This is a genomic window from Streptomyces lacaronensis (assembly GCF_047337785.1).
GTDB lineage: Bacteria > Actinomycetota > Actinomycetes > Streptomycetales > Streptomycetaceae > Streptomyces > Streptomyces lycopersici.
The window spans coordinates 1551289-1563664 of the sequence record NZ_JBLHDK010000003.1 but is presented as its reverse complement, the minus strand read 5'-3'; the positions used below and the strand labels follow the sequence as shown (position 1 = coordinate 1563664).

General features: G+C 72.1%; 1 protein-coding gene. It reads left to right on the top strand.

Going from position 1 to position 12376, the window contains the following annotated elements:
- Positions 1-14 precede the first annotated feature (14 nt).
- Positions 15-12341, top strand: coding sequence for an SDR family NAD(P)-dependent oxidoreductase (locus ACMTAK_RS07095; RefSeq protein ID WP_413805381.1), 12327 nt, complete (start codon positions 15-17; stop codon positions 12339-12341).
- The last annotated feature ends 35 nt before the right edge of the window (positions 12342-12376 follow it).

Here is a 12376-nt window from a genome sequence, read left to right as displayed (position 1 = left end):
GAGGCGCGGAACTGATGTCGGGTACCGAAGAGAAGCTCCGCCAGTACCTCAAGAAGGTCACGGCCGATCTGGGGCAGACACGTCGGCGGCTTCGTGAGATGGAGGAGCGTTCCCAGGAGCCGGTGGCCATCGTCAGCATGGCCTGCCGGTTCCCCGGCGGAATCACCTCGCCCGAAGACCTGTGGCAGCTGGTCGCCTCGCGCGGGGACGCGATCGGGGAGTTTCCCACCGACCGTGGCTGGGACCTGAACGGGCTGTTCCACCCGGACCCCGACCACTCCGGCACCAGCTATGTCCGCCACGGCGGATTCCTCGACCGGGCCGACGGCTTCGACGCCACCTTCTTCGGCATCAGCCCGCGCGAGGCCCTGGCGGCCGAGCCCCAGCAGCGCCAACTGCTGGAAGTCTCCTGGGAATTGATCGAACGCGCCGGAATCGACCCCGCTTCGTTGAAGGGCACCCCCACCGGGGTCTACGCGGGCGCCGGAATCCTCGGCTTCGGTACCCCGCAGATCGAAAAGAGCGCGGAAGGATATCTGCTCACCGGAAACACCCTGAGCGTCGTCTCGGGTCGGGTGGCCTTCACCCTCGGGCTGGAGGGGCCCGCGGTGACGGTGGATACGGCGTGTTCGTCGTCGCTGGTCGCGATGCATCTGGCCAGCCAGGCGCTGCGGCAGGGCGAGTGCACCCTGGCGCTGGCCGGTGGCGTGACCGTGATGACCACCCCGAATACCTTTGTGGAGTTCTCCCGCCAGCGCGGTCTCGCCCCCGACGGCCGCTGCAAGCCCTTCGCGGCCGCCGCCGACGGCACGGGCTTCTCGGAAGGCGTGGGGCTCCTGTTGCTGGAGCGGCTGTCCGACGCACAGCGCAACGGCCACCAGGTGCTGGCGGTGCTCCGGGGTTCGGCCATCAACCAGGACGGCGCGTCGAACGGGCTCACCGCGCCGAACGGCCCCTCGCAGCAGCGGGTGATCCGCCAGGCGCTGATCAACGCACAGTTGTCGTCCGCCGAGGTGGACGCGGTGGAGGCGCATGGCACGGGCACCACGCTCGGCGACCCGATCGAGGCCGAGGCGCTGCTCGCCGCGTACGGCCGGGACCGGCCGGAGGACCGGCCGCTGTGGCTCGGCTCGCTGAAGTCCAACATCGGCCATACGCAGGGTGCGGCGGGTGTGGCCGGTGTGATCAAGATGGTGATGGCCCTCCGCCATCAACTGCTGCCCGCCACACTGCACGTCGATGAGCCGACCCCGCACGCGGACTGGTCCGGCGGGGCGGTGCGGCTGCTCACGGACCCGGTGGAGTGGCCGAGGAACGAGCGGCCACGCCGGGCCGGGGTGTCCGCGTTCGGGATCAGCGGCACCAATGCGCATGTGATTGTGGAGCAGGCTCCTGAGGATGATGCGTCGGTGCCCTCCCCTGAGGTGGGCGGCGCGGTTCCGTGGGTGGTGTCGGGGCGGAGTGTGGAGGCGTTGCGGGGGCAGGCTGCGGTGTTGGCTGAGCGGGTGGGTGGTGTGTCCGAGTTTTCGTTGGTTGATGTGGGGTGGTCGTTGGTTTCGTCGCGGTCGGTGTTTGAGTATCGGGCGGTGGTGGTGGGTGGTGATCGGGCCGGGTTGTTGGGGGGTGTGGGGGCGTTGGCGGGGGGTGTGTCGCATCCGGGTGTGGTGGAGTCGGGGGTGGCGGCGTTGGCGGGGAATGTGGGTCCGGTGTTGGTGTTTCCGGGTCAGGGTTCGCAGTGGGTGGGGATGGGTGCGGAGCTGCTGGAAGGGTCCCCGGTGTTCGCGGCTCGGGTGGCGGAGTGTGAGCGGGCGCTGGCGCCGTATGTGGATTGGTCGCTCACGGATGTGTTGCGTGGGGTGGAGGGTGCGGCGGATCTGGGGCGGGTGGATGTGGTCCAGCCGGTGTTGTGGGCCGTGATGGTGTCGTTGGCGGCGGTGTGGGCGGGGTATGGGGTGTGTCCTGCGGCGGTGGTGGGTCATAGCCAGGGTGAGATTGCGGCGGCTGTGGTCGCGGGGGTGCTGTCGTTGGAGGACGGTGCGAAGGTCGTGGCGTTGCGGAGCAGGGCGTTGCGGCGGCTGGCCGGTGGTGGGGCGATGGCGTCGCTGGGGGTGGGTCGGGAGCGGGCGGGGCGGCTGTTGTCGGAGCTAGGCGGTCAGGCCGCTGGTGTGGGTGTGGCGGCTGTGAATGGGCCTTCGTCGACGGTGGTTTCGGGTCCGCCGGAGCAGGTGGCCGGTGTCGTGGTCGCGTGTCAGGGGGCGGGGGAGCGGGCGCGGCTGATTGAGGTGGACTATGCCTCGCATGGCCCTCAGGTGGAGGAGATCCGTGAGGAGTTGAACGAGGTCCTTGCTGGTGTCCGCCCGGTTGTCGGTGGGGCGGATGAGGTGGCGTTTTATTCGACGGTGACGGGGGGCCGGGTCGATGCGGCTGGCCTGGGTACGGACTATTGGGTGCGGAATCTGCGGGAGCGGGTGCGGTTCGCCGACGCCGTCGAGGCTCTGCTGTCGGATGGGTATCGGGTGTTCATCGAGTCCAGTACTCACCCGGTGCTGATCCTCGGTATGCAGGAGTCCTTTGAGGAGGCGGGGGTGGACGCGGTCGCCGTGCCGACCTTGCGTCGCGACCATGGTGGTCAGGCTCAGCTTCTCCATTCTCTCGGTCAGGCGTTCATCGCCGGGGTTGAGGTGGATTGGAGGGCGGCGTTTCCGGCCGACCCCGCCCCTCGTACCGTCGATCTGCCCACGTACGCCTTCCAGCACCAGCGTTACTGGATGAACGCCTCGGGTGCGACCGGTGACCCCAGCGGGCTCGGTCTGGTCGCCGCGGGCCATCCGTTGCTGGGCGCCGCCGTCGAGCTGGCCGATGGAAGCACCCATCTGCTCACCGGGCGCATTGCGGCCGGTGGCGGTGATGGCTGGCTCGGCGAGCACATCGTGGCGGACGCCGCCCTGGCCCCGGGGGCGGCCCTGGTGGAGTGGGCGTTGCGAGCGGCCGATGAGGTCGACTGTGGTGGGGTCGAGGAGCTGGCGCTGCAGGTCCCGTTGGTGCTGCCCGAGTCGGGCGGGCTGCGTGTCCAGGTGGTGCTGGGCGCTGCGGCGGAGGACGGGCGGCGTGATGTGCGGATCTACTCCCGTCCGGATGGCGAGGCCGACCCGGGCGCCGATGTGGGCTGGGTGTGCCATGCCGAGGGGGTGCTGAGCCCGGCAGCACCGGAAGGCACGGACCGGTCGGCCGAGGGGCTGGGCGGCACATGGCCTCCGGCGGGTGCGCACCCGGTTGATCTGGAGGGGTTCTACGAGCGCTCCGCGGCGGCAGGTTATGCGTACGGGCCGTCGTTCCAGGGGTTGCGCGCGGTGTGGCGGGACGGTGCGGACCTGCTGGCCGAGGTGGCGCTGCCCGAGGTGGCGGGCGACGCGGACGGGTTCGGCATCCACCCGGTGCTGCTCGACGCGGCCCTGCACCCGGCCCTCCTGCTCGACACCGGGCCTGACCAGGAGCGGGATGGCGACCAGGTGTGGTTGCCGTTCGCCTGGAACGGGGTGTCGCTGTGGGCCGCTGGAGCCAGCACCGTACGCGTTCGGCTGTCCCCGCATCAGGGCGGTGCCGAGGGTGAGCGCGGGCTGCGGCTGGTGGTGGCCGATGCCGTGGGCGACCCCGTTCTGACGGTCGACTCCCTGGTGACGCGACAGGCTGTCGTAGAGCAGTTGCGGGCTGGGGCGACGCGTGGTGTGGAGGGTCTGTTCGTCCTGGACTGGATCCCACTGCCGCAGCCGATTCGGACCGACGGGCCGGTGGCCGATCGCGGTAGCTGGGTGGTGCTGGCCACCGAGGGTGCTGCCCCGGATCTGGAGGCATTGCTCGCGAGGATCGATGACGGGGAGCCGGTTCCGGCCGTGGTGCTCGCCGAGTTCCCGCGCCAGGACGCCGATGCCGATGCCGACCTGGCGACTGCCGGTCTGGCGGCGGCTGGTCTGGCGATGGCACAGCGGGCTCTGGCACTGGTGCAGAAGTGGCTTGCCGAGCCACGGCTCGCCGATGCCCGGTTGGTCGTGATGACGCGTGGCGCGGTCACCGTCGCCGACGCCGAGGGCGGTACGGATGTGGCCGCCGCCGCGCTCTGGGGGCTTCTGCGGAGCGCTCAGGCGGAGAACCCGGGGCGTTTCCTGCTGCTCGACCTCGACCTCGACACCGACCTCGACACCGACCTCGACACCGACCTCGGCCCGGCAGCCGACGCGAGCGCGGACAACGTACGGGACGCCGTCGCGCGAGCGGTGGATCTGGACGAACCGCAGTTGGCCGTGCGGGATGGGCGGGTGTGGGTGCCACGGCTGATCCGTGCCTCCGCCGACAGCGGTCCGGAGGGACGGGACGCCCCTGTGGCGCTCGATCCGGACGGCACCGTGCTGGTGACGGGCGGCACCGGCACCCTCGGCGGCCTGGTGGCCGAACATCTGGTGCGCACCCGGCAGGTCGGCCATCTCCTCCTGGTGAGCCGTCGCGGGCCGGACGCCCCGCGAGCCGACGAACTGACAGCGCGCCTGGAGGAGTTGGGCGCGCGGGTGCGGATCGCCGCCGTGGACGTCACGGACGCGTCGGCGGTGGCCGAGCTCGTGGCGGGGATCGACGTCGATCATCCGCTGACCGGTGTCATCCATGCCACGGGGCTGCTCGACGACGCGGTGGTGACCTCGCAGACGCCCGAACGGCTTGCCAGGGTGTGGGCGGCCAAGGCGACGGGTGCGGCTCATCTGCACACCGCCACTGCCGATCTTCCGCTGTCCCTGTTCGCGATGTTCTCGTCGGCCGCTGGCGTCCTGGGCAGTCCCGGGCAGGCCAACTACGCGGCGGCGAACGCCTTTTGTGACGCCCTTGCCGCCCACCGTCAGGCCCATGGCCTGCCGGGGCTGTCGGTGGCATGGGGCCTATGGGCCCAGTCAAGCGAGCTGACCGGAAAGCTCGTCGCGACGGACCGGGCCCGGATGTCGCGCTCGGGTATCACCGCGATGTCCAGCGAGAAGGCGCTGGGCCTGCTCGATGCCGCCTGTGCCCAGGGCAGCCCCCTCTGTGTCGCCGCCGCCGTCGACACGGCCGGGGTGGCTCGTCAGGACCTTCCGGCGGTGTTGCGGGGGTTGGTGTCCGGCCGTGCCCGGCGGCGGGCCGCTGAGGGTGGTCCGTCGGCCTCGGGGTTGGCGGCTGAGTTGGTGGGGTTGGATGCGGCTGGTCGGTTGGGTGTGGTGGTGGATGTGGTGCGGGGTGGTGTGGCGGTGGTGTTGGGGTTTGGTTCGTTGGGTGAGGTGCGGGTGGATGCGGCGTTCAAGGAGTTGGGTTTTGATTCGTTGACGGCGGTGGAGTTGCGTAATCGGTTGTCGGTGGTGACGGGGTTGCGGTTGCCGGCGACGTTGGTGTTCGACTATCCGACGCCTCGGGTGCTTGCGGAGTATCTGTGTACCCGGCTGACGGGCGAGACCGCGGGCTCCCGTGCTCCCCTCGCCGCGAGGGCCGACGCGGATGAGTCGATCGCGATCGTCGCGATGACCTGCCGCTTCCCGGGTGGGGTCAGCTCGCCCGAGGAACTCTGGGATCTGGTCGCGTCGGGGAAGGACGTGATCGGGGAGTTTCCGACCGGCCGGGGCTGGGACCTGGATGCGCTGTTCCATCCGGACCCCGATCACCCCGGCACCTCGTACGCGCGCGAGGGCGGGTTCCTGTACGACGCCGATGCGTTCGACGCGGCGTTCTTCGGGATCAATCCGCGCGAGGCGCTGGCGACGGATCCGCAGCAGCGGTTGCTGTTGGAGGCGTCGTGGGAGGTGCTGGAGCGGGCGGGGATCGACCCGGTGTCGTTGAAGGGCAGCCCGACCGGTGTCTACGCGGGCGTGATGTACCACGACTACGCCGCCGGGCTCAGCGGCGGCGACGCGCGGCTGGAGGGCTACGCCATGCTGGCCAGTTCGGGCAGTGTGGTCTCGGGCCGGGTGGCGTACACGCTGGGCTTCGAAGGCCCAGCCGTGACGGTCGATACCGCGTGTTCGTCGTCGTTGGTGGCGATGCATCTGGCGGCGCAGGCGTTGCGGCAGGGGGAGTGCACGCTGGCGTTGGCCGGTGGGGTGACGGTGATGGCCACCCCGGATGTGTTCACCGGCTTCTCCCGTCAGCGCGGCCTGGCCCCCGATGGCCGCTGCAAGCCCTTCGCCGCTGCGGCCGATGGCACCGGCTGGAGCGAAGGCGTGGGCGTTCTGCTGCTGGAACGGCTGTCGGACGCCCGCCGCAACGGCCACGACATCCTGGCCGTGATCCGTGGCTCCGCTGTCAACCAGGACGGCGCGTCCAACGGGCTCACCGCGCCCAACGGCCCCTCACAGCAGCGGGTGATCCGGCAGGCGCTGGCTAGCGCCGGTCTGTCGCCGTCCGACGTCGACGCGGTGGAGGCGCACGGTACGGGTACGACATTGGGGGATCCGATCGAGGCGCAGGCGCTCCTGGCCACGTACGGTCAGGAACGCCCGGTCGAGCGGCCGCTGCTGCTGGGCTCGATCAAGTCCAACATCGGGCATGCCCAGGCGGCGGCGGGTGTCGCGGGTGTCATCAAGATGGTGCAGGCGATCCGGCACGGAACGCTGCCCGCCTCGCTGCACATTGACGAACCCACTCCCCATGTGGACTGGAACAGCGGTGCGGTGCGGCTGCTGACCGAGCCGGTGGAGTGGCCGGGCGGTGAGCGGCCGCGCCGGGCCGGGGTGTCCTCGTTCGGCGCCTCCGGCACCAACGCCCATCTTCTTCTTGAGCAGGCCCCCGAGCGGGTCGAGCGTGTCACGACCGAGCCCGTGGCCTCCCCCGGCCGCCTACCGGCTGTCCCATGGCTGCTGTCCGCGCGGAGCGCGGAGGCACTGCGTGGCCAGGCCGCGGCGCTGGCCGAACGGGTGGCCGGGTGCCCGGAGATGTCGACGGTCGAGGTGGGCTGGTCGCTCGCGACTGCCCGGTCGCTCTTCGAGCACCGGGCGGTGGCGTTGGCCGATGACCGCGCCGAGCTGCTGGCCGCCGTGGAGGCGCTGGCCACCGGAGAGCCTCATCCGGGTGTGGTGCTCCCCGGCAGTGGAGCGGCGGTGGCGGGCAAGACGGTGTGGCTCTTCAGCGGTCAGGGCAGCCAACGCCAGGGGATGGGGGCCGGGTTGTACGACCGGTTCCCGGTGTTCGCCATCGCGTTCGACGAGGTCTGCGGGCTGCTCGACCCCCATCTGGACCATCCCCTCCGCGATGTGGTCTTCCACGGTGTGGCCGAGCGGCCGGGGCTGCTGGACCACACCACCTACGCCCAGGCGGGGCTGTTCGCGCTGCACATCGCCCTGGCGCGACTGCTCGACTCGTTCGGCCTACGCCCCGACGCCGTCATCGGCCACTCCATCGGAGAGATCGCCGCCGCCCATGTCGCCGGGGTCTTCGACCTCCCCGACGCCTGCCGACTCGTGGCCGCCCGCGCCACGCTCATGGGTCAACTCCCCACCGGCGGAGGCATGGCCACCATCTCCGCCACGGCCGACGAACTCGCCGAGGATCTGGTGGCATACGACGGCCAGGTGGGCATCGCCGCCCTGAACACCCCCGGCAACACCGTGGTATCCGGCCCGATCGAGCTGGTCGCCGACATCCGCGCCACCTGGGCGGCGAGGGGCCGCAAGACCAGGACGCTGATGGTCAGCCACGCCTTCCACTCCCCGCTGATGGACCCCATCCTGGAGCCGTTCGCGCGAGCCATCGACGGCCTGACCTTCCACCGGCCCGCCCTTCCGGTGCTCAGCAACCTCACCGGTGAGCCGGCCGATGAGGAGATGGCCACACCGGACTACTGGGTGCGGCACATCCGCCAACCCGTGCGATTCCATCCCGCCGTCACTCATATCGCACCCGAAACCGGCGTCTTCCTCGAGCTCGGCCCCGACCCCGTCCTGGCCACCGCGACCCAGCACACCCTTCAGCACCTCGCCACCGACGAGGCGACGGCCGCCACCGACGAGGCGACGGCCGCCACCGATGAGGCGGCGGCCGACACCGATACGGGTGAGGCCGGGGCCGGGCGGCCGAGCCCGCTGGTGGCCGCCACTTTGAGCCGCAAACGCCCCGATGCCCACGCACTCGGTCACGCCCTCGCCCAACTGCACACCCATGGCGCGGACGTCGACTGGGTCCGCTGGTTCCCGGCCGATCCGGCGCCCCGGACGGTCGATCTGCCGACGTACGCCTTCCAGCGCGAGCGCTACTGGCTGGCGGCGGGCGGTGGCGTCGGGGACGTGGGGGCCGCCGGGCTGCAGCGCGTTGAGCACACGCACCTGCCGGCGGCCGTCGGGCTCGCCGATGGCGGGCTGGTGCTGACCGGCCGGGTTACGGCCGGGGGCGCCGGGGGCTGGCTGGCCGAGCATGTGCTGGCGGGCGCCGCGCTGGCGCCGGGCGCGGCGCTGGTCGAGTGGGCGCTGCGGGCCGCCGACGAGGCGGGCTGCGGAGGGGTGGAGGAGCTGGCGCTCCAGGTACCGCTCGTCCTGCCCGCGTCCGGTGGGCTGCGCGTTCAGGTGGTGGTCGGCGTGGCCACCGAGGACGGGCGGCGCGATGTGCGGGTGTACTCCCGGCCCGACCGCGATGTGGAGCCCGGCGCCGAACCGGGCTGGGTATGCCACGCCGAGGGCATCCTGGGGCCGCCGTCTCCGCAGAGCCCCGCGCGGGGCCCGGTTGGCGAGCCGGACCCGGCGTGGCCTCCGGTGGGCGCGGAGCCCGTACGGCTGGACGGGTTCTACGAGCGCGCCGAGGCGTCCGGGTACGCGTACGGGCCGTCGTTCCGTGGAATGCGGGCGGTATGGCGGGACGGCGCCGATCTGCTCGCCGAAGTGGCGCTGCCCGAGGCCGCCGGAGACCCGGAGGGGTTCGGGATCCACCCGGCGCTGCTGGACGCCGCGCTGCATCCGGCGTTCCTCCTGGACCGGCCCGAGGAGGACCACGACGACGGCCGGGTGTGGCTGCCGTTCGCCTGGAGTGGCGTATCGCTGTGGGCGGGCGGTGCCACGACCGTACGGGTGCGGCTCTCGCCCCGACGGCAGGAGGCGGGTGGCCCTGAGGGCGAGCGCGGGCTGCGGGTCGAGGTGGCCGACGCCGTGGGCGGTCCGGTGCTGACCGTCGACTCGCTGGTGATGCGCCCGGCCGCCGTCGACCAACCGCAAACCTCCGGCGGGCCGCAGGTGGACGGGCTGTTCACCTTGGAGTGGACGTCCCCGCCCATTCCCGCACAGGACACCGATACGGAGGGTCAGGAGACGGATCCGGCGGACGGCGGCGGTTGGGTGGTTCTGGGGCCGGACGAGTGCGGGCCGGTCGTGCCGGGCGGGGTACGCCATCCGCATCTGGAGGCGTTGGTGTCCGCACTCGACGGTGACGGCCCCGTTCCCTCGGTGGCCATCGCGTATCTGCCCGCCCTCGGCGACACGTCCGAGAGGCACCTCGGCACAGACCTGGCGGCCGACGGTCTGGCGGCCTCGGAGTGGGTGCTGGAGCTCGTGCGGGGCTGGCTGGCCGAACCTCGGCTGGCCGACGCCCGGCTGGTGGTGGCCACGCGGGGAGCGGCGGCGATCGACGCTTCCGAGACTGAAGGCGCTGGAGATGGCGGCGTGAACATGGCCGGGGCCGCCGTCTGCGGGCTGGTGCGCAGTGCGCAGGCGGAGAACCCTGGGCGGTTCTCTCTGATCGATCTCGACCCGGACGCCGAGCCGCTCGCGGAGGACGTGCGCAGCGCGGTGGCATGGGCGGCGCACCTGGACGAGCCGCAGGTCGCACTGCGGGCGGGGCGGCTTCGGGTGCCCCGGCTGATGCGTGCCGGTGGTGTGAGCAGCGGCGGTGTGGCCGCACTGGTGGGACAGCCCGCATGGCGGCTGGAGCTGACCGGCGCGGCCACGGTGGAGAACGTGAAGGCGGTGCCGTGCCCGGAGGTGCTCGGGCCCCTCGGACCACAGCAGGTGCGGGTGGCGGTGCACGCGGCCGGTATCAACTTCCGCGACGCACTGATCAGTTTGGGCATGGTCCCGGGCCAGACGGGGCTCGGTGGCGAGGGCGCCGGCGTGGTGCTGGGCCATGGGTCCGAGGTGACCGGGCTCGCCGTGGGCGACCGGGTCATGGGGGTCTTCGACCGCGCGTTCGGCCCGACGGCGGTGACCGACGCCCGCATGGTGGCGCCCATTCCCGCCGGGTGGACCTATCCGCAGGCGGCCTCGGTGCCGGTGGCATACCTGACCGCCTGGTACGGGCTCGTGGAGCTGGCCGGGCTCCGGGCCGGGGAGTCGGTCCTGATCCATGCCGCGACCGGCGGTGTGGGCATGGCGGCCGTGCGGATCGCCCGCCACCTGGGGGCGGAGGTCTACGCGACGGCGAGCCCGGCGAAGCACGGTGTGCTGGAGGGGATGGGCATCGACGCGGCCCACCGGGCCTCGTCGCGCGATCTGGACTTCGAGGAGGTGTTCCGCGAGGCCACCGGCGGACGTGGTGTCGATGTGGTGCTCAACAGCCTCGCCGGGCCCTTCGTTGACGCCTCCCTGCGGCTGCTGGGCGAGGGAGGTCGGCTGCTGGAGATGGGCAAGACCGACCTCCGTGACCCGGAGCATGTCGCGGAGGAGCACCCTGGGGTGACGTACCAGGTCTACGACCTGATCACCGATGCCGGACCCGAACGCATCGGCCGGATGCTGGGCGAACTGGGCGAGCTGTTCACCACCGGGGCTACCGAGGCCACCGGGGTCACCGTAACCCCCGGAGCTACCGAGGTGGCCGGAGCTACCGGGGCCGCCGGGGCCACCGAAGTCACCGGATCCACCGGCGCCCCCGGATCCACCGCGGCCCTGCCGCCGCTGCCGGTCCGGACCTGGCCGCTGAGCCGGACACGTGAGGCGCTGCGCCATCTCAGCCAGGCCAAGCACACCGGCAAGCTGGTCCTGAACGTTCCCGCCCCGGTGAACCCGGACGGCACGGTCCTCATCACCGGTGGCACCGGCACGCTGGGCGCGCTGGTCGCCGAACACCTCGTACGGGTCTGGCGGATCGGCCATCTGTTGCTGGTGAGCCGCCGGGGCGCGGACGCGCCGGGCACCCAGGGCCTCGCCGCCCGGCTGACCGCCCTGGGCGCGGGAGTACGCATCGTCGCGGCCGACGTCACCGACGCGACAGCCGTGGCCGATCTGGTGGCCGGGGTCGATCCCGCGCATCCGCTGACCGCGGTCATCCATGCCGCGGGTGTGCTGGACGACGCCGTCGTCACCGCGCAGACTCCCGAGCGGCTGGCGCGGGTCTGGGCGGCGAAGGCCACCGCCGCGGCGCATCTGCACACCGCGACGGCACATCTGCGCCTGGGCGCGTTCGTGCTGTTCTCGTCGGCCGCCGGAGTCATGGGCAGCCCGGGGCAGGCCAACTACGCGGCGGCCAACGCCTTCTGCGACGCGCTGGCGGCCCACCGCCGGGCGCTGGGCCTGCCGACGGTCTCGGTGGCGTGGGGCCTGTGGGCCGAGGCCAGCGAGATGACCGGCGGCCTCGCCGACGCGGACCTGGCCCGGATGTCCCGCTCGGGCGTCACCGCGATGGCCGCGGACCACGCCCTCCGGCTGCTCGACGCGGCGTCCGAGCACGGCGGCCACCAGTTGATCGCGGCGGATATGAACACGCGTGTCCTCGCCACCCAGCCCGCCGACAGCCTCCCCGCCACGCTCCGCGCCCTCGCCGCCTCCGGTGCCGGTGGCGCGGTGGCGCGGCGTACGGCGGCGGCGGCCGACGCACGGCCGGACGACTGGGCCGACCGGCTGGCGGGCCTGTCCGCCGCGGAACAGCGCCGCGCCGTCCTCCAGTTGGTCCGTGGCCATGTGGCCACCGTGCTCGGACACGCCGACGCCGAAGCGGTGCAGGCGGACACCACCTTCAAGGAGCTGGGCTTCGACTCGCTGACCGCCGTGGAACTGCGTAACCGACTCGCCGCCGCCACCGGTCTGCGCCTGCCCGCCGCCCTCGTCTTCGACTATCCGGACGCGGTCGTGCTCGCCGGCTACCTCCTGGAGCGCATCGCCCCGGCGGTCGGCGCCACACCGGGCCGGGGAGGCGCCGATCCGGTCCTCAACGAACTGGCCAGGCTCGAAACCACCCTGATCGGCCTTGAGATGGAAGACGACGACTCGGGGGCGGTCACGGCACGGCTCGAAAGCCTGCTGGCGAAGTGGAAGGCGACACGAAAGTCGGCGGAGGAAGAGATGACCGCCGCGGAGAGGCTGGAGTCCGCGTCCGCGGCCCAGGTTCTCGACTTCATCGACAACGAACTGGGCGTGTCCTGAATGTGCCGGGCGCGACGACCGCTGAGGGCCGGGTG